The 23087-nt window shown below is 39.5% G+C and carries 17 protein-coding genes; 10 read left to right on the top strand and 7 right to left on the bottom strand.

Annotated elements, in window-relative coordinates; all coding sequences use genetic code 11:
- Positions 1–139: 139 nt before the first annotated feature.
- The 3 genes from AAG747_RS18725 to AAG747_RS18715 all read left to right on the top strand — a co-directional run bounded on the left by AAG747_RS18725 (position 140) and on the right by AAG747_RS18715 (position 2974).
- Positions 140–1000 (top strand): alpha/beta fold hydrolase, encoded by an 861-nt coding sequence (locus AAG747_RS18725; protein WP_346822746.1) that lies wholly within the window; start codon positions 140–142, stop codon positions 998–1000.
- A 73-nt stretch (positions 1001–1073) separates the two neighbouring features.
- Positions 1074–1619: a TetR/AcrR family transcriptional regulator gene (locus tag AAG747_RS18720; protein WP_346822745.1), complete on the top strand. Its 546-nt coding sequence runs from the start codon at positions 1074–1076 to the stop codon at positions 1617–1619.
- Positions 1620–1885: 266 nt separating this feature from the next.
- Complete coding sequence (locus tag AAG747_RS18715) at positions 1886–2974, top strand: type I restriction endonuclease (RefSeq protein WP_346822744.1); 1089 nt, start codon at positions 1886–1888, stop codon at positions 2972–2974.
- Between the two features lie 285 nt (positions 2975–3259).
- Here AAG747_RS18715 and AAG747_RS18710 read toward each other — a convergent pair whose 3' ends face one another.
- From AAG747_RS18710 to AAG747_RS18695, 4 genes are read right to left on the bottom strand one after another with little or no spacing between them, the layout of a single operon-like run.
- Positions 3260–4024, bottom strand: a complete 765-nt coding sequence (locus tag AAG747_RS18710) for an ABC transporter ATP-binding protein (protein WP_346822743.1) — start codon at positions 4022–4024, stop codon at positions 3260–3262.
- A 4-nt stretch (positions 4025–4028) separates the two neighbouring features.
- Positions 4029–5027: a FecCD family ABC transporter permease gene (locus AAG747_RS18705; RefSeq protein ID WP_346822742.1), complete on the bottom strand. Its 999-nt coding sequence runs from the start codon at positions 5025–5027 to the stop codon at positions 4029–4031.
- Entirely contained in the window at positions 5024–5902 is an 879-nt protein-coding gene (locus AAG747_RS18700) for an ABC transporter substrate-binding protein (protein ID WP_346822741.1), read from the bottom strand. The genes AAG747_RS18705 and AAG747_RS18700 overlap by 4 nt, the downstream gene beginning before the upstream one ends.
- 57 nt (positions 5903–5959) lie before the next feature.
- Positions 5960–8110, bottom strand: coding sequence for a TonB-dependent siderophore receptor (locus AAG747_RS18695; RefSeq protein WP_346822740.1), 2151 nt, complete (start codon positions 8108–8110; stop codon positions 5960–5962).
- Between the two features lie 113 nt (positions 8111–8223).
- Between AAG747_RS18695 and AAG747_RS18690 the strand changes: the two genes are divergently transcribed.
- The 7 genes from AAG747_RS18690 (at position 8224) to AAG747_RS18660 (ending at position 19416) form a co-directional block, all read left to right on the top strand.
- Positions 8224–9168, top strand: a complete 945-nt coding sequence (locus AAG747_RS18690; RefSeq protein WP_346822739.1) for a helix-turn-helix domain-containing protein — start codon at positions 8224–8226, stop codon at positions 9166–9168.
- Between the two features lie 219 nt (positions 9169–9387).
- Complete coding sequence (locus tag AAG747_RS18685) at positions 9388–11094, top strand: DUF2157 domain-containing protein (RefSeq protein WP_346822738.1); 1707 nt, start codon at positions 9388–9390, stop codon at positions 11092–11094.
- The gene (locus AAG747_RS18680) at positions 11084–11659 is read left to right on the top strand and encodes a GDYXXLXY domain-containing protein (protein WP_346822737.1); all 576 of its coding nucleotides are present in this window, start codon (positions 11084–11086) and stop codon (positions 11657–11659) included. The genes AAG747_RS18685 and AAG747_RS18680 overlap by 11 nt, the downstream gene beginning before the upstream one ends.
- A gap of 156 nt (positions 11660–11815) precedes the next feature.
- On the top strand, positions 11816–13042 hold the full coding sequence (locus tag AAG747_RS18675) for a DUF4272 domain-containing protein (protein ID WP_346822736.1): 1227 nt from the start codon (positions 11816–11818) through the stop codon (positions 13040–13042).
- Between the two features lie 701 nt (positions 13043–13743).
- On the top strand, positions 13744–15537 hold the full coding sequence (locus AAG747_RS18670; protein WP_346822735.1) for a M43 family zinc metalloprotease: 1794 nt from the start codon (positions 13744–13746) through the stop codon (positions 15535–15537).
- A gap of 656 nt (positions 15538–16193) precedes the next feature.
- The gene (locus AAG747_RS18665) at positions 16194–18887 is read left to right on the top strand and encodes a cation-translocating P-type ATPase (RefSeq protein WP_346822734.1); all 2694 of its coding nucleotides are present in this window, start codon (positions 16194–16196) and stop codon (positions 18885–18887) included.
- A 133-nt stretch (positions 18888–19020) separates the two neighbouring features.
- Positions 19021–19416: a VOC family protein gene (locus tag AAG747_RS18660; protein WP_346822733.1), complete on the top strand. Its 396-nt coding sequence runs from the start codon at positions 19021–19023 to the stop codon at positions 19414–19416.
- Between the two features lie 94 nt (positions 19417–19510).
- Here the strand turns inward: AAG747_RS18660 and AAG747_RS18655 are convergent, their stop codons facing one another.
- Genes AAG747_RS18655 through AAG747_RS18645 form a run of 3 tightly spaced genes read right to left on the bottom strand, consistent with a single transcriptional unit; the run spans position 19511 to position 23019 of the window.
- Positions 19511–20596 (bottom strand): glycosyltransferase family 4 protein, encoded by a 1086-nt coding sequence (locus AAG747_RS18655; RefSeq protein WP_346822732.1) that lies wholly within the window; start codon positions 20594–20596, stop codon positions 19511–19513.
- 11 nt (positions 20597–20607) lie between these two features.
- On the bottom strand, positions 20608–21828 hold the full coding sequence (locus AAG747_RS18650; RefSeq protein ID WP_346822731.1) for a DUF1972 domain-containing protein: 1221 nt from the start codon (positions 21826–21828) through the stop codon (positions 20608–20610).
- Between the two features lie 42 nt (positions 21829–21870).
- Positions 21871–23019 (bottom strand): glycosyltransferase family 4 protein, encoded by a 1149-nt coding sequence (locus AAG747_RS18645; RefSeq protein WP_346822730.1) that lies wholly within the window; start codon positions 23017–23019, stop codon positions 21871–21873.
- Positions 23020–23087 lie beyond the last annotated feature (68 nt).

Genomic DNA, 23087 nt, shown 5'->3' with positions numbered 1-23087 from the left:
GGTATTCTTTTAAATATAAATCATACAGACCTATCTGTATAAATCTGTTAAATCCATGAAAACTTTACTTTTAATTTGTTTAATGCAATTCACAAGTTGCACAAAATCAACCCATAAGACCCAACAAGACGATCAGATCATGACAAAAACTAAATTTAAATTCCAAAAAGTAGAAGGGCTCAACATCTTTTACCGGGAAGCCGGAGATCCTAAAAACAAAACCATCGTCCTATTACACGGGTTTCCTACGTCTTCACATATGTACCGAGAAGTGTTGGACAAACTATCGGATGAATACCATCTCATTGCTCCGGATTATCCCGGCTTTGGAGAAAGTGAATACCCTTCACCGGAACAATTCACATATTCCTTTGATCATTTGGCCTCCATTATGGATAAATTCCTGGAAAGCTTGTCATTGGATGAATACACCCTTATGGTGCAAGATTACGGGGCTCCTATCGGCTATCGCATCGCTACAGCCCATCCAGAGAGAGTAAAGGCCTTGATTGTACAAAACGGAAATGCTTATGAAGAAGGCTTGGGAACCGCTTGGGCAACGCTAAAACGACTTTGGAAAGACCGTTCACCGGAAAATGAAAGAGCAGCACTTGAAGCGTTCACACTTGAAGGAATTAAGTGGCAATATACGCATGGTACACAAAACCCTCAGGCTATCAATCCGGACAATTGGAACCTGGACTTTCTGAAAATATCACGCCCGGGCAACCACAAGGCTCAACTGGATCTTTTTTACGATTATAGAAACAATGTGGCTTTGTATCCTGAATGGCAAAAGTATTTGCGAGTCCACCAGCCCCCTTTGTTGATTACATGGGGAAAAAATGACGAATTCTTTCCGGAAGCAGGTGCGGAAGCCTACAAAAAGGATGTGAAAGAAATTGACTATCATATTTACGATACCGGACACTTTGCCTTGGAAGAATTCGGGGAGGAAATCATTGCAAACATTCGCTCATTTATGCGAAATGTGAAATAAATCCTGTATTAATACTAACTTTAACCGGGCGAATCCTACGATTTGCCCGGTTCTGTGATTTAACAAACATATTGTGAAAAAAGAAGACAAAGTATCCACCCGGGAAAAAATCTTACATATTGCCACTGCGCTATTTCACAAGCAAGGGTATAATGCTACCGGAATCAACCAAGTGATTGCGGAGGCAAAGGTGGCCAAAGCCAGTCTTTATTATCATTTTCCTACCAAAGACGACCTTTGCATTGCCTACCTGAAAGAACGCCACCGGAAATGGGAACAAGACTTCCGGGCATTTTTAAGGGACAAGCCCAATAAAGTCATTGCGGCCTTCGATGCGATCATTGACGACAATTTAAAAAACGATTTCAGAGGCTGCAGTTTTCTGAATATGCTCTCGGAAACCCCTCCGCAAAAGACGAAGATTTTTGAAGCCCTGCAATACCATAAATTGGAACTTCAAAAGTTTTTTGCTTCGGAACTGGAAGATTCCGAATTGGCTTACCAGGTGTATTCTTTATTTGAAAATGCCATCATGGAAAGCCAACTATTCAGAAGCCAGGCACCTGTACTTCGCCTCCAAAAGATTGTTGTATCATTGCTTGATAAGCATCAGGGTTAAGATGTTTATTTACGTATTCACTACCACTAACAACGGGTTATATCTAAGTTTCAGTTTGAACTACAAAATATCGTCATTGACTCCGCAATAATTACATCTCAAAAAAAACACACATAAATAGTTATTTTTATTAACTTAATCTTAGATACACTTTAAGAAGGTCATTATATGATTTTTTTAAGGAAGTAAAGCATCATTAGAAGCGAATGGACTAATAAAGGAAATCTCATTAAGTATAATATATAACCTTTAATTTTTTTATGACCATGGATTTCATTGACCGCTTGGAAGAACTAAAGGATCGTATTTTGAAAATGAAAGATCAAGTACAAACTGAAGAAGCTACTAAAAATGCATTTGTAATGCCTTTTATTTCTACACTTGGATATGATGTATTTAACCCTTTGGAAGTAGTGCCGGAATTTACGGCTGATTTAGGGATCAAAAAGGGTGAAAAGATTGATTACTGTATCTTGAAAGATGGAGAGCCTATAATGATCATTGAATGTAAACATTGTGATGAAGTACTGGATGTACATCATACACAGCTTCATCGATATTTCCATGTCTCGTCAACACGATTTGGAGTATTAACAAATGGAATTACCTACCGTTTCTTTACGGACTTGGATGAAAAAAACAAAATGGATGATCGGCCTTTTTTGGAATTTTCATTTGAAAATTTAAATGAAAACATTGTGAATGAGTTGAAAAAATTCCAAAAGAACCAGTTCGATTTAGAATACATTGTTAATTCTGCAAGTGATTTAAAATATTCGAAACAAATTCGAGAAATTTTATCAAAAGAACTGAAGGAACCATCTGAGGAATTTGTCAGATATTTTGCTACAAAAGTTTATACAGGTAGAGTCACACAAAAAATCCAAGAACAGTTTACTGAACTTGTACAAAAGGCAGCAAAATATCTAATCAGTGATATGATAAGCGCTCGCTTACAAAACGCTTTAGACAATGAAAAAGACATCGTTAAGGTAGAAACTGAAACAGATGATGAAGGACCTATCTTGACTAATGATAAAAAGGGTATTATTACGACTGACGAAGAAACTGAAGGGTTCAGGATAATCAAGGCAATTCTGAGAAAAGTAGTTTCCTTAGATAGGATCTTTTCCAGAGATACAAAAAGTTACTTTGGAGTATTGTTAGATGATAATAATAGAAAACCGATTTGTAGATTACACTTCAACGGAGGAAAAAAATATATTGGATTATTTGATGATCATAAAAAAGAAGAACGAATTTATATTGAAGACCTGGATAACATATATGATCATGCTGAAAGAATTACCAATATCATCTCTTTATATGATACAGTGGACGAAAAGCAAGATTGAATATCAAGTTATGACCTCATATGTGCCGGTCAGTTTTCTGCATTACTTCATGTAGCAAGCTGACCTCTATTTTTTTAGATCCTCTTTTAAAAAGGAATTCTCCCCTTTCGCTAATCCTACCCCCTTCAAAAGCAATACACTCGTAACGCGATCAAATTCAACACACCTTTTATGAATAAGGATGAATAACGGCCGACTGCAACCTGTATCACAGGGGTCAACAACTTTTTCAATTGTATTGAAAGCCCGTTAGCCATTTAAAACATGTCTTAAGTCATTACCGGATTAATCATCTTCATAAATCACAGCTGTCTTATTTTGGCTTTCACAAGGAATTAAATGAGCATTGACATCAAACATTTGCTTAATGGTTTGAGGCGTAATGACTTCTTCGGGGGTTCCTGTCATCAGAAGCCTTCCCTTAACCAGAACCAATATCCGATCAAAAAAATTATAGGCAAATGCTATATCATGAATACTCATGATTATCGTGATAGGTAGTTTTTTTAATTGTTTAAAAAGCTGCAGTTGATATTTAATATCCAAATGATTTGTAGGTTCATCTAAAATCAAGCACTTAGGCTGTTGTGTCAGAGCACGCGCCACAACAACTCTTTGTTTTTCCCCTCCTGATAAGCTTGATATCTTTCTATCCTGATAATCCCTTATCTCCAATAGGTTTAAAGTTTGCTCTACGATTGTATAATCCTCACGGTTCATCCGTTCATATCTTTTCTTATGAGGGTACCTGCCCATCACTACAAATTCTCTCACTGAAAAATCCAGGTCAGTCCTATTGAATTGCCCTACAACAGCAACGTGTTTAGCTAATTCCGCATGTGACATCCCGGAAATGTTTTTTTTGTTGAAAAGTATGCTCCCAGAAGAAGGTTCTAATATCTTATACAAACTTTTAATCAAAGTGGATTTCCCGCTTCCATTTGAACCTATGATCCCTACAAATTGCCCTGGTAAAACCTTAAAAGAAATATTTTCGAGAATCGTTTTTTCCTTAATTTTTATTGTTAAGTCCTCTACATTAATCATCATGACTCTATTTCCTTTTGATAAATATGAATAAAAAAACGGGTGCCCCTATGAGTGAGGTGACAATGCCTATCGGAACTTCTTGATGAACAAGAATACTTCGCGACAAGGCATCAACAAATAACATAAAGACACTCCCGCTCAGGAGTACTATAGGCAGTATGTGGCTACTAGAAGTCCTGCAAACTTTACGCACAGCATGAGGTACTACAAGACCGACAAACCCAATGATCCCGCATTGCGAGACAATAACCCCGGTAAGGAAGGTAACAGCAAGGATATATATATTTCTTTTCTTCCGTACATTAATCCCCAAACTAGCTGCCGCTTCGTCTCCCAGACTAATCAGATTTAGCGCGCGATACTGCGTCAAAAAGAAAATAACCGAGATCATGGTAGCTACTGTTAATAGATTGACTTGTGTCCAGGAAATGCCGGATAGGCTCCCCATAGTCCAAAAGGTTATATTCCTTACACTTTCGGCATCTTTGGCCAAATACATCATCAGGTTGGTTAAGGCGATACAAAGTGAATTGGCAATCACTCCCGACAAAATGATCCTTTCGGTTGTCGCATTTCCCTTATAATTAGAAGTCAGGTTTACCAATACCATGGTCATAAAGGAGCCAAGAAAAGCAAATATTGAAATGATCAAATGATCTCCGATAAGACTTCCTAAAGAAATATTGAGTACGATTGCTAATGAAGCGCCTAGTGAAGCACCCGAAGATATACCCAATACATAAGGGTCTGCAAGCGGGTTTTGAATAGAGGCTTGCATGATATATCCGCATAAAGCTAAACCTGCCCCTGATAAGATAGCAAAGATTACTCTTGGCAAACGCAGGTTTATAATAACATCAGTGATTAAATCGTAACCGCTCCGTATCCAGAAAGAATCCAGTATTTGTGTGATCGATATCTCTATTTGCCCCATCTTTAAAGTCACTACGGATAAGAATAGCAATATCACAAATAGTATTAAAATTGTTCGTACCCATTTCATCGCTTAAGAAAGTTTGATATTGAGAGATAAATAGCTTCCATTTCAGTAGTACCTCGAATGGCACGGGTATAATCCACCTCGATAATTTCTTGCTGCTTAACGGCCTTTACATATTTGAGGTGCGGATTTTTAATTATTTGGGCGATCACATCCTCATCTTTCCTTTTTCTGAACCGGGTAAGGATTATTTTATCCGGATTTACTTTCATAATCGTTTCTAAAGGCATAATAAAGTAGTTGATGCCAAGGTTTATATATTCCCCTCCGCAATTGTCAACGATCTCATCAAGCAAGCACATAGAAGGAGGATAATAATAGAATTGGCCGGACATCCCCGTATAGGATAAATGCAAGACTTTTTGCATCCGGATATTTTTTATTTGGGTATACTTTTCTGCGACTTTTTTTAGATTGTCAACGATGGAGTCTGACGTATGCTTGATGCCAAAGAGTGCTCCTACAGTTTCTAAATCTTTATAATAATTATTAAAGTTTTTGTCCGAATTATAGTTATCGACAACACAGATTTCCGCGCCTCTCTCCCTCCAAAATCCCTCATTACCAATCCGTTGATGCTTAAAAGCAGACTCCAAAGCAACGATCGCATCAGGCTGGAGAGACAAGACACTTTCCTTATTGGGCCATCCCAAAGACAGTACAGGTAATCCTGGGTAATGTTTAAAAACATTCTCATTATCCAGATAGGCGATACCGGCAATTTTGTCTTTTAACCCTAAATCCAGAAGTATCTCTAATGGGTTCTGACCGAGCACCATCACCCTGTTGTACTTTTCTTTAGGAGGTGTTTTAACTGATTGAGCGCAAGAAAAAGTGAGAAAGGAAACGAGTAGTATCATTAATTTAGAGTTCTTCATATTTTCTGGTGATGGGTAGTACTATCCTGAAACACCGTTGCTTTTACCATAAGTATGTTAAAAATTATAGGTAAGGTTTAACCTGATATTTCTTGGAGATTCAGGCCGCCAATAATACCAACCACTTGAATGGTGGCCTCCATTGTAGAGGTCTTTATTCAGGACATTGTATACGTTTAACGCTATCCGTGTTTTTTGAGAATTCCATGATACAGCAGCATCCAGGCGAAAGTAATCCGGTAAGTCTTCCCCTTTAAAATCACCATTCCACCAGGTCCTCCTGTCCAACATATACATCATACCGGCAGACACACTTATTTTTTTTAGACTCCCCTTTTGGATTCGGTAGTTAAGCCAGGTGTTGATCGTATGTTTTGTGTACCCAGGCACAAAAGTCCCCTTCTCGAATTGTGTCGTTGATTTTGTGATGACCGATTCGGTAAATGCATAATTGGCAAGGGCATTCAATCCGGTAAGAAGCTCCCCTTTTATATCGAATTCAACTCCCTGTGTTCTGGTTTGCCCAAATTGTAAAACATAGTTCTCACCCCCGATATTATCCGGATCATTGGACACCTGATTATTCTTTGTAATCCGGTAAAGAGAGAGAGTCGTGTTCCATTTTCGATTACGCCAATCTTTTTTGATTCCGAATTCGACATTATTACCCGTTAAGGGTTTTATTTCACCTCCATGCCGAAGCCTTCCGGTTTGGGGAACGAAGGACTGGTCATACAATGCATAGAGATTAGTACGGTCAGTAACAGCATAGTTTAGCCCAAACCTGGGAGTAATTTTTTTATTTTCAGACACCGTACCATAATTATTATTTTTTAGGTAGGTATACCGCCCGGCCAGGGTTATATGTAGTTTTTCTTTCAAAAAGGATAACCTGTCTTGTAAATAAACAGACATCAAATTTTCTTCTAAAAGAAAGCCTGCTCCTACACGCTCTTTAGTATCAATACTCCTATCAAATTGTCCCACACCAAAATAGGGTTTTTGGTACTGGTCACTATGGATATTAAAGGTACCTACACTATCCAGTATATGACTTTGGCTAAAATCAGCCACATAACTCTTAGCGTTATAGTCCAGGCCTCCAAGCAGCTTATGCTTTACGATGCCCGTACTAAAGCTACCGTTTATATATGCCTGGCCGAATGTCATTTCATTTTTAGCATCCCATATATAACGTATTCTTTGTAAATAACCCTCATTATCAATATTTTGAATCCATAAAAAGGAGCCTTTTAGATCATAATCAAAATACGATAATTGCGTAGTAAGTTTCCAGTTGTCACTCAGTTTATGTTCAAGGTTTACTGTCATGTTTTGGTCTTTTATAACAGAGGGTTCTATTCCGGGGTCGGATATTGTTCGGGTCTTGGCCACGGTGCCATATCCCGTTTTGGAAAACAAATTACTTATCCCTAAGTCGGGCAATTGGGCATATTGTAAAATATATTCCAGCGTTAAAGTTGTTTTTTCATCAAATTGGTATTGAATCACCGGGGCAATGTTGAACCTTTTGCTGGTCTCGTATTCTCTGAATGAATGACCGTCTTGAGCCGAAAGGTTCACCCTGTATAACAGGGATTGGTCTTTATTTACGATCCCGTCTACATCTAAAGAAGCTCTGTATAAACCATAACTGCCCAGACTCAATGAAACACTCCCTTTATTATACCCGGAAGGTCGTTTGGTGACAATATTATACATACCGCTTGGCTCTCCACCGGAAAACAGAAATCCAGCCGGACCTTTTACAAATTCTATACGGTCCACAAAACTCATATCTTCCGATAATAAACCGTATTTCAAGGTGGTATTCATTCCGTTTCTCAAAGAGCCCGCTCTAGACCCTCTCATTGTGATATAAGTGTACAGATCTCCCCATTCTTCAATCCGATTGGCACCACTCACGTTGCGGGCTATTGCATCAGCCATTGTATATAGTTGTTGGTCGGAGATTACGTTTTCATTCAAGACCTGAACATTCTGAGGTACTTCCTTTATATGTTCCTCAAGCCGCAAAGAGGATGAGGTTTGATCGGTGTTATACGTTTTTTTTTGTACGGTAATAACTACTTCCTCGAGTAGTAAATGACTATCCGATACCGTATCCTTTTTAACAGTTTCCGTATTTTGCGCCCACGCCATAGACGATACCATCAGCAATATGAATAAGAGTATTTTATTGAACATTATATACTATTTGTATTGATTCTAAATAAGTTTTACTTTTGCGCAAAAGTGTGGTTTATGGCCTAAACTGGCTATACGCAAGAAGAAGTATTCATTACGCAAACGGATGAAATATGAAGTATAAAATGTCTATAGATAATACCAACTATCAATTCAAAAACAGAAATACGAAGACTTCTGAAGTGGATGAGCGAAAAGATACTTTATCCGACAACAATGGTTTTGACATAGATCTGACAAACGTTTTTCTGGAAGGGATTCATTTAAAATGGGGGAAGTATCAATCAAACCGTATCAAAACCTATTCAGTCTCTCCTGAAAAAGAAAGCGTGGTGGCACATTTTTGCCTTAGAGGCTCCTGTGTGAGTGAGCATAAAAGCTATCTTAATATTGAGCGGGGGGAATGCATGTTATTTAAAGAAGATAAAGACGATTACTTATTTCATATGGACGTAGATCAAGGAATCGGTGAATTCTTTGAGGTCTCTTTTTGCCCCGATCTATATGCTCTTCATTTTGCTGATCATGCCATTACGGATCGTGTTTTTAAAGGAAAAAGGCTATTTGCTTCTATTTCTAAAGACCCGGTTTTGCGAAAAATCATTACAGAAATATACCAACGAAAAGATAATTATTCGGGAAAGTTAAAACGATTATACATCGAATCTAAAGTGTCCGAGTTACTTCTCATTCAACTATGCCTCCTTCAAGATAGCAAACCTACACGCTCCAGACTATATAAAAATGATATAGAAGCGATTCATCATGCAAAAGACATTATCAGCAAAGATCTTGAGCATACCACTATTCCTTACCTTGCAGTATCAGTAGGTATTAACCAAACAAAGTTAAAGACAGGTTTTAAAGAACTTTTTGGGCAAACCATTTTTGAGTTTCTGACAAATTTAAGGATGAAAAAAGCCCATCATTTATTATTATCCACAGAGTTGACGATCTCTGAAATAGCCAGTAGTGTAGGCTATAATTACCCACAACATTTTATGACCGCCTTTAAGCGTTATTTTGGATGCACACCCAATGAAGTCAGGAAATCATAATTTTCTGACTGTGTATAAGATTTGATAAAAAACCTTCCCTTTCGCTTAGTCTGTTCCATCATTCGCAACAAAATATATTCGTAACAGAATCAAATTTATCAGACCTGTTGTTATCGCATAAACCTACCTTTTGTGAAAAGGAAAAATAACGGCTGACTGCAACATGTATACAATAAGGTACGTAACAGGTAAACATTGACCATCCTTTAATACTGGATCATGAATTTATCAAAACAGTTACCGGAACTTGTACATGGAGGAATCATTTCGCAGGAAACCGCTGACAGAATACAGGAATATTACCAACAAAAAAAGGAAACTTCTACGAATCGGCTTTTTATCATTTTTGCCGTACTGGGAGCTCTTTTGGTCGGACTTGGGGTTATTTTAATCATCGCTCATAATTGGGACGAACTTTCCCGAAATACAAAAACCGCCTTGGCATTCATCCCTTTGTTGCTTGGCCAAGCACTTTGCGGATATACCTTGCTTCGTCAACAGCAAAGCTTCTCTTGGCGTGAAGGCAGTAGTACCTTTTTGTTTTTAACTGTAGGAGCCAGTATCGCACTTATTTCCCAAATCTACCATTTACCGGGCAACCTCAGTGCTTTCCTACTTACTTGGGCGTTGCTGGGTATTCCTTTGGTTTATATAATGAAATCGTCTGTGGTATCCTTGCTTTACCTGATCGCCATCACCTACTATGCGGGAGAAACCAGTTATTGGTCGTATCCTCAAGTAGAATCCTACCTTTATTGGTTACTGTTATTCCTTGCTTTGCCCCATTATTATAGCCTTTTCAAGAAAAAGCCAGGAAGCAATTTTATGATATTTCACAATTGGTTCATTCCCCTTTCAATCACCATCACTTTGGGCACTGTGGCCTATCAAATGGGTGAATGGATGTTTATCGCTTATACCAGCCTTTTCGGTTTGTTCTACCTTATCGGGAATTCGGAGTTTTTCCGGCGGCAAAAGTTAAGGAATAATGGCTTTCGTATCATAGGCTCACTGGGGACCATTGCCCTTTTTCTGGGGTTAAGTTTTGATTGGTTTTGGAAAGACTTGTCAGCACATAAATTTCATTACAAGGAGTTGATCGTATCCCCAGAATTTTTATCCTCAGCGATACTGACAGTTATGGCTTCGGTTTTACTTTACTTTCAATGGAAAAATAAACCTCTCCGGGAAAGACAGCCCTTGGAATTTGCCTTTGTATTGTTTCTTCCTATATTCATTCTTGGTTTGAATTTCCATATTTTCCTCCTTCCTTCTATTATTTTCATTATTATCAGTTGGAGCTTGGAATGGGCAGAAATGAATATACATCTCGTCATCATTAGCCTTATGGCATTATTTTACCTGGCAGGTTTGTTTTGCCATTTTAAAATACAAAAATCAAAGAAAAGTACATTCTATCGAGCGGGCCTGTTTGGCACGGTGGGTATTTTACTTGGGAGTGGGTTTTATGGTTTATGGCAAAGCTTCGTGCTACAAAATGATTTTATCTACCCGGAAATCTTTATCCCGGAATATGTTTATTTTATCGTTTCAATATCATTAGCCCTTAGTTTGCTTTTCTTATATTGGAAAAACAAACCCCTCCGGGAAATTCCCTTGCTGGAACCTGCCTTTGTTTTACTTACCTGTTTTTCTGGTATAGGCATCTTAATCTCCTCTCCGATGCTGCTGATCAACCTACTGATTTTAATCATAGGTCTCTCTACAATTTGGCGAGGCATTAAGTCCAGCCATATGGGAATTATGAATTACGGACTATTCATCATCACTGCCTTGGTAACTTGTAAGTTCTTTGATAGCAACTTAAGTTTTGTGCTTCGAGGAGTTGTTTTCGTACTACTGGGAATAGGCTTTTTTGTATCCAATTATCATATGTTAAAAAAGAGAAAAACTGATGAACAATAGAAAATTTATACTACCCGCATTTGTCCTGGTAGTACTCGTTCAATTGTATGTACCTGCAAAGATGATTTTGGATAGTGAGGATATCTTAAAATCAGGAGTAGAATATAAATTTCAAACGGCTCCGGTAGATCCTTACGATCCTTTCAGGGGGAAATACATTACGCTACAATATAAAGAAAATACTATCCGGGTACCAGAGGATACCAACTGGAAGAAAGGGGATTGGGTATATGTTACCTTGATGAAAGATAATGACGATTATGCAAAACTCCTGGATGTTTCCAAGGAAGCACCAAACCATACGGCCGATTACCTTAAAGTCAGGGTAAACTTTATTGCAGACAATATTCTATATATTCATTATCCCTTTGACAGGTTTTATATGGAAGAATCAAAAGCATTAGAAGCCGAGCGGATTTACCGGGGTTCCAGTAGGGATCAACAGCAAAAATCCTACGCGTTGGTGATGATAAGAAATGGAGAAGCTATCATAAAAGATGTGATGATTGACGAAGTACCCATACGGGAACTTGTGAAAGAAGCATTGGAAAACAAAGGTGAATAAAATATCTCACAGAATCCGGGGATTTTTATGATTCCCCTCTCTTTGGGAGAGAACCCTTTAAACTTCTTCGTATTTTTGGACGAAAAGCAAAACGGAGTTCTGTACCTTCAACTTTTTGCACGCTTAAATAGATTCTATACACAAACTCACATCTCAATGGAAAACTACTGCACCCTTTACGCACATGAGTTAGCACTTGAAAAGATTATTGAAGAAATAAATACCCGTTTTCCCAATGAAGAAATTAGTTATTCGGAAAGTGGAGAGACAAAAAGCATATCCGTCAACACAAACAATGGCTTGACAGGAGCCAAAAGTCAATTTCAGATAAACTATAGAGAAAGGGCCAAACCTTCATACAAAATCGAGCAGATTGACTCTTCGTTAACCCAAAACCTGTCGGGAATGTTGGGTTTTGTCAATTCTTTGTCCAGCCAAAACGAAGAGGTGAAATACTTGTTGATGCGGAAAATCGAGACCCTGAATTGTGAATTTTCGATTTTAACTTCTATCAATGACTTTCCTGAATTAATCAGTTTGATCAAAGCATTAAGCCAAGCGTTAGACGTGATTGTATTTGCCCGTCCTGACACGGTCATTTCCCGTTCAGATACGCAACACTTTCTGGATAAAGATTTGGCCTTGATACTGGATATGAACGGAAACAATGAAATTTCCGAGCTCAAGGTAAATATTCTTACCAAATACCATGACAAACCTCAGGAAAACGCCACCGAAATGCAGGTAGAGAGAAAGAAGAACAGTGAAAGCATCCTTATGGCACAACAGGTGAAGGTAAATTCCAACTTACCCTATATTCCATCCGATGAAAACGTTAGCATCCGCTCAGTGGAAAAAATTGCCGAACGGGTGGTAATGTTGGCCACTACCAATATGGTTGCTTTTAATGCCATTTCGGGAGAGCAGGCAAAAGAATATCTCAACGGGTACAAGCTCCTTGACAAAGCCACTCCTAAAGAATTGGATTTTTTGAATAACCCTACCGAAGAAAAGAAAAACTATGAAACCTGGAAGTGCGAAGGCATTTGGGTATTGATGTGGGCTTTAGGCATAGTGGAGGACTTGGCTTTCCCCAACCATATGGCTGACCTAAACGCGATCCCTTCCGAACAATATCCTATTGGTTCTGACACAGACCCCAATTCATTTATCCAATCTGCAAAAGTACCCAGAAGTAAAAAGGCAATTCTGGATGCCAACGATCTTTATTACCGCATCGATTGGGCTTGTGTGGATGCGAGAATCAATGGTCAAGAAATGCAAGCCGTTCATCCGGGGGTGGTATATGAAAGACACTATGCTCTGAATTGGCTAATCAAATACAATAACCAAGAATGGGACGAGGTGACTTGTGATACCTGATACAAGGTTTCGATAATTTCTTCAACAGATGTATTTTTCAAAAAACAACGATGAATCTGTTAAATTTAAGCATTGAAGGGAATTAACCTTTTTCTTTTTCCTGAAAAATGTTTCATAAATACCTCCTCCGTGTTACTTTTTTCAACAATAGCTTTTCTCTTCAAAAAGTGCCTTGATGAGCCGATTTTGATTCCTTTTTCGGTCAAAAACTAGAAGTGTAAACCACTTCATTAAGATTTTTATCAAAAAAACGAAGTATAAATCAAATATCTGCAACGCTTATGTATTGAAACCTTCGTGGTAGACTTTCGATGATTCGACATTCCGATGGTTCGGCACTCCGATGATTCGACCACTCAAAATACTGTACTGAGGTTCCTGAAATGGGAATTTACAGTCCAAAAGGTGAAATTTAAACATGTTCTAAACCCAAGGATCAAAGCAGAGCAGTTTTACACATTAACAATACCACCAAATAGGTAAATAAAAATTCAAATCCAGTTACCTTTGCCTCTATTAATTTATTACCTTTACTTAGAGTATAAGTATTTATACTTGTTCAACTCAGTCAAGCGCTTACTGTTGTAATCACTCCTATATTTCATCTTATCAGTTTTATCACAAACAGATTGATAAAAACAGTGTTTTGGAACACTTCTATTTTTTAAACTAACATCTCAAACTTTTTAAAAATGTCAATTATGGAATTGAAATATTTTCTATGTCCACAAAAGTTTGTCGTGCCCTTTTCCCAGTTTATTCCAAAACGATTCGGCTTTTTATTGACAACAGTACTCTTGCTCCATTCCATCGCCTTTGCTCAGGATAAGATCAAGTGCGGTACAGATGAAGCAATGGAAAAGTTTTACCTCCGACACCCTGAAGCAAAAGAGAATGCCGCACAGTTTGAGCTATTTAGCCAAAACTTCATACAATCCCTTTCAAAGCAACAGGCTCAAGAGGTAACCTATATCATTCCTGTAGTCTTCCATGTTTTTGGGGTAAATCAAGGAGGAAGTATAGTGGATGAAGATGTCATCAAGAACGCTTTACACAAGCTGAACGAGGACTTTAACGGTTTAAATGAGGATTGGAATCAGATTGCTGCTCCTTTTTCCCTCATTAAACAAACCCTAAATATAGAATTTAAACTGGCCCGCTTAGACCCTCAAGGCAATCCTACCAATGGAATTACATTTAACCCGGTAGAAGCAGGGTTTGGAAATGGATGGGGGTATAACGCAAAAATCCAACAGTATGCCTGGGACAATTACAAATACATGAATATCTACGTTATGTTGGATTTGTACAACAACGGTGTGACGAATAACTCAGGAGTAGCTTGGTATCCCGATACCTCTATGTCCGACAACGACCTGGCCCGGGTGGTCTATAACGGAAGATACCTGGGCTATAATACCGATGAAAACTTCCGCAGTGTTTTGACCCATGAATTTGGCCATTGGTTGAACTTAGCCCATACGTTTGACAATGGATGTAATGCTCCCGGAGACCATGTAGACGATACCCCTGCCACACTAAGCAACTTTGGCTTTTGCAATACCAATACGGAACGTTGTCCGGGAGCCGGAGTTCCCAACGGGGAAAACTATATGGACTATAGCAATTGTTACCGCATGTTTACCGAAGGTCAAGTGGACCGGATGCTGGCCGCCCTGCAACACCCCAGCCGGGAACCTCTTTGGCAGCCGGCCAATTTGATAGCGACAGGTACAGCTCCTCCGGCGTATTGTACAGTAAGCAATGTAGTACCCCTTGGCCAATACATCCAATCTGTCAGTTTGGGGAATTTACAAAATACCAATTCCGGTTTTGAACTAAATGGATATTCGGATTTTACGCATTTAAAAGCAAAACTTTCGATAAATACCAGTGAGAACTTGAGTATTACCCTCCAAGCCTCCTGGGCCGGAACGGCTCTTAAAGCTTGGATTGATTGGAATGGAGATGGGACTTTCAGCAGTAACGAAGAAGTGTTAAGTGCTACAGGGCAGGCATCTTCCTACACGGCCCAAGTGACTCCCCCAGCTTCAGCCGTAAACAGTACACGAATGAGGATCAGAACCGTGTATGGGGCAACTCCTACTCCTTGTGGGCTTGGGTATTTTAGTGAAGTGGAAGATTATACTGTTTTTATTCTCAACAGTCTCAACAACCTCAACCGTTTACGTAGCAGTAATGACCCAAGCCCTATTGTACCACCGAACCAAGTGCAATTGACCTCAAGAATATATCCCAACCCTTTGGAAGGAGGAGAATCAGCAACTTTATATTTAGAAGGGCTACAGGGCACCCGACAAGTTCTTATCACCATTCTTAATGCAAGTGGTGTGCAGATATCTCAACAGATGTTGGAAGTGGCCAGTCCTCAAAAGCAATTGGAACTAGACTTGAACAATTATCCCAAAGGGATGTATTTGATCAAATCGGAAGCCCAAGGACAAATGATCACAAAAAAGTTTTTGATCGAGTAATTGAAGTAAATTAACCTTTTTCTTTTTCCTGAAAAATGTTTCAAAAACGCCTCCTCCGTGTTACTTTTTGCAACAATAGCTTTTCTCTTCAAAAAGTGCCTTGATGAGCCGATTTTGATTCCATTTCCGGTCAAAAACTAGAAGTGTAGACCACTTCATTGTATAACCTATCATAAACCCATTGAACCTTCGAATTTGTTCAATGGGTTATGACTATTGAAACCTAATTTATTTTTATTGTTCTCAATGCTCGTATTTCAAAATGTTTATGGTTTTTCATCTGAAATCAGGATTACAAAAGCTCTGGCCTCTCTGTAGTTTACACATCCTTCCACTTAAGTGTATGTCTATTCCCCTCTATGGTTATAGGCTTTTGAAGATTTGACCTTACCACACGAACTTAAACACTGAATTTGCGACTTATATTTATAAATTCTTCTGAAAACTACACTGGGTAGTCCTGCTTATTTCCGGTTTGACAATATAAATCATATAGATAAAATTCTTTATATTCTCCTTACTTTGCGCTTGCCAATTAAGAGTACAATTCATTTATCTTGCCCATCACTTGTCAGACCCCTACCAAATTAATCCTCTGGTTACCCATACAAAACCTACAGCTCATAGTATTACGAATCATACAAAATTTCTAAAAAATGGAGTGGCATTCAATAGAAGAGCCGGAGTTATTAGAAGCAACGGAGAGTAGCCGGAAAGGGCTTAGCAATAAAGAGGTTAAGGTCAGGCAGCGAAAATATGGACTGAACCTACTTCCGGAGCAAAAACCTCCTACCTTATTGAAGATAATTCTCAATCAATTTAAAAGTCCGATTATTTATGTATTACTGATTGCCGGCTCGGTTTCGTTAATTATTGATGAAGTAGTGGATGCCATGTTTATCTACGGGGTACTCATTCTCAATGCATTGATAGGAACCGTGCAAGAGTGGAAGGCCGAACAAAATGCGGCCTCTTTGCAAAAATTATTAAAAATATTTGCTTTGGTCAAACGCAACGGCCATGAAACCACGGTGTCGGCGGAGGAATTGGTTCCCGGAGATGTCGTTCTATTGGAGTCGGGCAACCGGGTGCCTGCAGATATACGACTGATTCAAACTAACCGCCTGGAGGTAGACGAATCCTTGCTCACCGGAGAGTCGATGGTTGTCATAAAGGATACAAAACTGCTGACAACAGCTACTCCGGTAAGTGACCGGCACAATATGGCCTTTGCCGGTACCACCATCATGGCAGGCCGGGGATTGGGGATTGTAGTTAACACCGGTATGAACACGGAGGTAGGCAAGATTGCCAAGGCCGTCACCACAACTAGCTCGGCCAAACCCCCTCTCATTATCCGTATGGAGAGATTTGCCCGGCAAATCAGTGCTATCGTACTTATAGCAGTGATTATTCTGGGAATCATCGCCTTGTTCCGGGGCATGCAAATTCAAGAAGTCTTCTTTTTTGCCGTGGCCTTGGCGGTATCCGCCATTCCCGAAGGTTTGCCGGTGTCCATTACCGTAGCCTTGTCAATTGCAACCAGGCGGATGGCCAAAAGAAATATGATTATCAGAAAGTTAACAGTGGTGGAAGCCTTAGGCAGTGTGACTTGCATTGCCAGTGACAAAACCGGCACCTTGACGGTAAATAAACAAACCGTCAAAAAAATCTCCCTTCCCTATCAGCTAAACTTCAAAGTTACCGGAGAAGGATATAACGGACATGGAAGCGTACTTTCCTTGGAAGATGGCAAGCCATCTGACAGGGAACAAGAGCTGCTTAAAACTCTGTGTTCCATGGCCATTTTGTGCAGTGAGGGTTCACTTTACATGAAAAACAAGGAATGGAAATTCAATGGAGATGCAATGGACCTTGCCGTACTTGCCATGGGGTATAAATTGCAAATTTCTCCAGAAGAACTGAAAACCAAGAGCCAGATACTCGCGAACATACCTTATGAATCCGAATACAAATATGCGGCAACCTTCTTTAAAGAAAACACTTCCATTAATATTGCTATAAAAGGTGCCTTCGAAACCATTGTCGCATTATGTGAACAGGTACAAACAATACAAGGAAACGAGGCATTAAACCTCAAAGCACTCAAACGGCAAAATGAAGTTTTGATCAATGAAGGCTACCGGGTATTGGCAGTTGCATTTGGACAAGTGGAAGAAGTGTATGATAAAGAGAAGCTTCAACCTGAATGTGTACACCATCTCACCTTTCTAGGTTTTTTATGTTTTATAGACCCGCTCAGACCTGAAGTAAAAGAGGCTGTGCAAAAATGCCTGGAGGCAGGTGTGAAAGTTTCTATGGTTACCGGGGATCATCCTGTTACGGCTTTCGGGATTGCCAAAGAATTGGACATTGCGGATTCTTTTGAACAAGTCATAATAGGCAAAAAAATCGAACAATTTGAAAGCTCCAATCATCCGGAGTTCTTGAACATCCTTCAAAAAGCCCGGGTTTTTGCCCGGGTCACCCCCCTCCAGAAATTACAACTGGTGGAAGGTCTCAAAAATGCAGGAAATTTTGTAGCCGTAACCGGAGATGGGGTCAATGATGTACCTGCATTAAAAAAATCCCATATCGGACTGGCGATGGGCTCCGGTACGGACCTGGCCAAAGATATCGCGTCCATTATCATTGCCAACGACAATTTCACAACAATCCAGACGGGCATTGAGGAGGGACGGTATGTGTATGATAATATCCGAAAAGTGATTTACCTGTTGATTTCCACAGGAGGAGCAGAGGTGGTACTCTTTATCCTAGCCCTGAGCTTTGGCTTGCCTTTACCCCTTATGGCTGTACAATTACTTTGGCTGAATATAGTGACCAACGGAATCCAGGATAAAGCTCTGACCTTTGAAAGGGGGGAACCCGGCACCATGAAAAAGCCCCCCCGGAAACCGACCGAAGGCATTTTTAACGAACAAATGGTTTCCCAGGTAGTTGTATCAGGATTGACCATTGGACTCATTGCCTTCTTTGTCTGGAATCATCTGATATCCTCCGGATATGCTGAAAAAGAAGCTCGCAACCTCCTTTTGTTATTGATGGTTTTTTTGGAAAATGTACATGTGTTTAATTGCCGTTCGGAGAAAAAATCGGCTTTCAAGATTCCTTTGAGTCGAAATTATTTCCTAATTGTAGGTGTATTCTTAGCCCAGGGTATACATATCTTGTCTATGTATACTCCTATGATGGGAAACGTACTTGAGGTAAATCCCATTAGCCTAAAAGAATGGTTTACATTCTTTGGTCTTGCTCTTATCTTATTGGCCGTCATGGAAATATTCAAATGGATCAGAAGTAAAAGCCCCCTGCAGAAACGTCTATAGACCTTGGTTAAGCCCCAAAAAACGCTGTATTTTTACCGAGAGAACTTTCCACGTTTTTATAAAGTCAGTGCATTTTTACCTCTTCCGAAATCTCATTGTTAATTTTAGTGCACATACTAAAATTACCATTCATATGATTTTTGAACATTTTGCGATTAACGTAAACGAGCCTTTGGCCGTAAGAGATTGGTATTGTGAACACTTGGAACTCAAGGTGGCTTGGCAAATGGATAAGCCTCCGTATATGCTCTTTCTTGCCGACTCCACCGGCAGGGTGGTCTGCGAATTATATCACCGGCCCGAATTTCCAATTATCGAATACGGTCAACAACATCAACTCACTTTTCATTTTGCATTCGAATCTGAAAATGCTGAGGCTGATAAAAACAGGTTATTAGCTTGCGGAGCCTCTTTTGTAGAGGAGGTAAAAACTGAGGACGGCAGTCATATTGTAATGTTACGCGACCCTTGGGGTTTACCATTACAACTGTGCCAGCGAACACAAAGGCTAAATTCCGTGAATATTTAATTCACTTCTCTTTATAAAAAAACCATCCTGTTATCTCGTAAATGACAGGATGGAATCATCTGTTTTCAATTTCTTCAAGGTGTATATTTTCTTCTTAATCTTCTTCCATTTCTCTGATCTTATTCCGCCACTCGTTCAGGCTTTTGTTAATGTTCAGTACACTGGCCAACAAAATAAAAAGCAGAGTAACGACAAATAATACGATGGTCAAAGGAAAATAGTAAGCCAATACAACAATCGACAAAAGAAAAAACAGAGCGGAAAGATTTATTAACAGAGAGGTTTTTTGATGACTTAAGCCTGTCAACAAAAAGAGGTGATGTAAGTGATTTTTGTCGGCAGTGAAAGGAGAAACCCCTTTCTTAATCCGGCTTCTATACACTCGGATAGAATCCAATACCGGGATCCAAAATATCCCCATGATAATTAATAAAACCGTAGTGGAGCGAATACTTCCGGACTGACTGGCGAGTTCAATCATTTGGATTCCTGCAATCACAAGAGTAAAGCCAAGGAACAAAGAGCCCCCATCTCCCATAAAGATTTTCTTTTTACTAAGGTTATGTTTCAAAAAAGCTGCAGTTGCTCCGAAAAAAGCAATGTAGAGATTGCCAAGATCAAACCTTCCCAACAAATACGATAAAATGACTAACGTACCAAAGCCCATGATAGAAAGCCCTCCGGCCAAACCATCTATGCCATCCATAAGGTTAAAGGCATTGATTACACCTGTAATAACCAAAATCGTAAATATGTACTGGATGGTTAATGGCAACTCATACATCCCAAAAATCCCATAAAATGAACTTATTCTAATCCCGGAAGAGGCAACAGCATATGCACAGCCCATTTGGATCAATAGACGGTACAGAGGCTTGATGTCCATCTTATCATCCAACACCCCGACAATCAGCAATAAGGTACTGGCGCCTAACACAATGAGATGCCTGTCAATAGTATGGATAAAAGCTTCGCTGAGCAATAGTGTCAAAAATGAGGCAATCGCAATGGCAATCCCTCCTACCAAAGGAATTGGCTCCGTATGCAACTTTCTATGATTGGGCTTATCCACTAGTTTCACCTTTACCGCCCAGCGTTTCAACCTTGGGACCAGGATAAGGCCGACAATTAAAGCGGAAACTCCCGTAATAAGCAGTTCAATTTCTTCCGACAGATTCATATTGAAATAGATTATCGCTTTTCAAAAAAATAATATTGATCTTGTAAATGCGCAACATTGTGTTTTAACAATTCCGACTGATCGAGGTCCTTCAATTTCGGCCCTACCGGTGGTTTTGTTTTTTGAAAAAGAGCCTCTTGAATCAAGAGATCATATTTAGAGGCAATTACCTTCCAGATATAACGCCTGTTGGCAATTTCACCCATAGATGCAGCCATCAGCACCAGATCTGCAGCCGTAATGTTCTGCACGAGCTCTTTCAATTCTGTTGAGGTACTAAAGTACTTTGCCTTACTCTCTGTAGTCGTCTTGTTGTAAGAGACATTATAAGCGATGACGGGCAAGCCCAAATACATAGCTTCTACCAAAGAGGGGTTTGTGCCCCCGGCCGAATGGCCGTGAATATATAATTTTGCATTCCCCCGGAGCATGTCCAAAGTCCTTTGCTCATAAATCGGATCCAGTAAGATAATATTGGGATATTGGCTGTATTGGACGCGTAAATTCCGGCCATAATCACTGTTCTTCCAGTTGCCTACAATCACCATAGTATGAGAGGGAAGTTTTGAAAATGCTTCCAAAACTTTATGCACATTATTTTCCGGTTCGATCCGGCATACTTTAAAGGCATAAGAAGCATGTAAAAACGGGTATTTCTCTTTGTCCTCTTGTGAAGGAAAAGTTTTTATGGTATGGTCTGCTCCATATTCCACAATTCTACTCAAACTTCCATACCGCCGGGCGGTGTAGTCCTGTATCGATTCATTGTCCGAAATGTCAATATGTGAGTTTTTTACTGCAACTTTTTCGGCCCACCACAAATACCACTTGGCCAACAAATTCCACTTGTCCCGTTTCCACTCAATACCGTCAATAGAAATTACAATTTTTTTCCGAGTAAATTTTTTCACAAATGGTAAAATCCAAGCCCCTGCAACTCCTAAGACCAATAACACATCCGCATAAAAAAGCGCATGCAAGATAGAAATCGAGTCATAGGGAATACTTTGGATACCATTGGCTTCCAACGGAATATACTTTAGCCTTGCAGAAAGGTACTGGTCTGCCCGTTTGTGAGAAGGGTATTTTTTGCCACTACAATAGACGGTGATATCATACGATTCACCTAAGTTTTTAACCAGGTGATCTGCCAGGGTTTCAAACCCACCATAGCTGGCAGGTAAACCTACCGTACCGATAATGGCAAGCCTTTTCTTCCTATTTTTTTTCATAGAATCTTGGTTTAATGCGTGGATGTTTTGCATATGAAAACATCAATCTTTGAGTATAGATTGAGAAGTTGTGGGTTCAAGGTTCGTTGATAAATCAGATTTATTGAAAGTCTTGTTTGACTGTTGGAAAATGCGCAAACTTTGCCTGATAAAAATATCTTCTTTAAAGAAGTTGATTTTGTATAATGCAAAGGCTTGAAGTTGCGCATAAAATGAAGGATTGCTCAGGATTTCCCGTAGCTTTTCCGACAATACTTGAGGCCTTCTGGAATCAACTTGAAAGCCATTCTTTTGATTTTCGACTAGTTCCGTAATCCCTCCCACCGGAGGAACAATAGCTGGCAAGCCATAAGCCATACCTTCCAAGATGGTCAGCCCGAAGGTTTCCACCCAACCATCCGGTCGAGAAAGGTTCAAGATTACATCCGCCCATTGGTAAAAAGGGTGCACATCCTTTTGTGTTGGAAACACTTCCAAATTCTGTGGCAAAGTAGTCCCTTCAAAAAAAAGATCCAGGGCCTCCTGATCTGCATTTACCACCAAACGGAAGCGGTATTCGGAATGCCGCTTTGCCAATTCGACAAACTCAAACACGCCTTTATATACCTTCAAAGAACAAACCATCAGCACCCTTCCATCAGGTACTTTTGCTTTACGTTGGGCAACGGCCGTTTCGATAAATTCATTCTCAATGGCATTGTGCAAAATATACGTATTTTTGGCCTCTACCCTTTCCTGGTTCGCTACATATTTTGATACATACACCACATCATAAGCAGCCCAACGAACAATTCCAAACAGGATTTTTTTAAAAAGAGGAGGTTTTACGGAAGTTTCATGTATATGATAAATCACCCGGCATCCCTTTATCTTTCCCAAGACAGCCGCACCAAAAGGCAGTACGGTATTGACATAGAGAATATCCTCTTTTCGAACCACTAGAATCATTTGAACCAATAAAAGAAATTGACTCATACATAGGTTGAACAAACGAATAAAAGGATTAGCTGCCCATTGATACCAAAAGTATCTATATTGAATATGCTCAAGGTTGGAAAGGAACCCCTCTTTTCCGGCACAGGTTACCATGGTAACGTCCAGACCTTCATTCGCCCAAGCTTTCAGTAATTGCATCAACACTTTAGGACTACCACTGTAATCGTTTAATAAATGAAAAGCAAATATTTTCATACAGGTGTTTTATGGAATGAAAAACTCGAAGTTGTCTGCTCTCACATTTTCCGGAATTGTTTGCGAAT

Origin of the sequence: Rapidithrix thailandica (assembly GCF_039710355.1) — a bacterium.
In the GTDB taxonomy this organism is placed as follows: Bacteria; Bacteroidota; Bacteroidia; order Cytophagales; family Flammeovirgaceae; genus Rapidithrix; species Rapidithrix thailandica.
This window is presented reverse-complemented; position numbering and strand designations above follow the sequence as displayed.

What these genes read in the sequence shown, in the direction of transcription:
- AAG747_RS18725 (WP_346822746.1), top strand. Translation starts at nt 140, where the DNA reads ATGACAAAAACTAAATTTAAATTCCAAAAAGTAGAAGGGCTCAACATC.
- AAG747_RS18715 (WP_346822744.1), top strand. Translation starts at nt 1,886, where the DNA reads ATGGATTTCATTGACCGCTTGGAAGAACTAAAGGATCGTATTTTGAAA.
- AAG747_RS18710 (WP_346822743.1), bottom strand. Translation starts at nt 4,024, where the DNA reads ATGATGATTAATGTAGAGGACTTAACAATAAAAATTAAGGAAAAAACG.
- AAG747_RS18705 (WP_346822742.1), bottom strand. Translation starts at nt 5,027, where the DNA reads ATGAAATGGGTACGAACAATTTTAATACTATTTGTGATATTGCTATTC.
- AAG747_RS18700 (WP_346822741.1), bottom strand. Translation starts at nt 5,902, where the DNA reads ATGAAGAACTCTAAATTAATGATACTACTCGTTTCCTTTCTCACTTTT.
- AAG747_RS18695 (WP_346822740.1), bottom strand. Translation starts at nt 8,110, where the DNA reads ATGTTCAATAAAATACTCTTATTCATATTGCTGATGGTATCGTCTATG.
- AAG747_RS18690 (WP_346822739.1), top strand. Translation starts at nt 8,224, where the DNA reads ATGAAGTATAAAATGTCTATAGATAATACCAACTATCAATTCAAAAAC.
- AAG747_RS18685 (WP_346822738.1), top strand. Translation starts at nt 9,388, where the DNA reads ATGAATTTATCAAAACAGTTACCGGAACTTGTACATGGAGGAATCATT.
- AAG747_RS18680 (WP_346822737.1), top strand. Translation starts at nt 11,084, where the DNA reads ATGAACAATAGAAAATTTATACTACCCGCATTTGTCCTGGTAGTACTC.
- AAG747_RS18675 (WP_346822736.1), top strand. Translation starts at nt 11,816, where the DNA reads ATGGAAAACTACTGCACCCTTTACGCACATGAGTTAGCACTTGAAAAG.
- AAG747_RS18670 (WP_346822735.1), top strand. Translation starts at nt 13,744, where the DNA reads ATGGAATTGAAATATTTTCTATGTCCACAAAAGTTTGTCGTGCCCTTT.
- AAG747_RS18665 (WP_346822734.1), top strand. Translation starts at nt 16,194, where the DNA reads ATGGAGTGGCATTCAATAGAAGAGCCGGAGTTATTAGAAGCAACGGAG.
- AAG747_RS18660 (WP_346822733.1), top strand. Translation starts at nt 19,021, where the DNA reads ATGATTTTTGAACATTTTGCGATTAACGTAAACGAGCCTTTGGCCGTA.
- AAG747_RS18655 (WP_346822732.1), bottom strand. Translation starts at nt 20,596, where the DNA reads ATGAATCTGTCGGAAGAAATTGAACTGCTTATTACGGGAGTTTCCGCT.
- AAG747_RS18650 (WP_346822731.1), bottom strand. Translation starts at nt 21,828, where the DNA reads ATGAAAAAAAATAGGAAGAAAAGGCTTGCCATTATCGGTACGGTAGGT.
- AAG747_RS18645 (WP_346822730.1), bottom strand. Translation starts at nt 23,019, where the DNA reads ATGAAAATATTTGCTTTTCATTTATTAAACGATTACAGTGGTAGTCCT.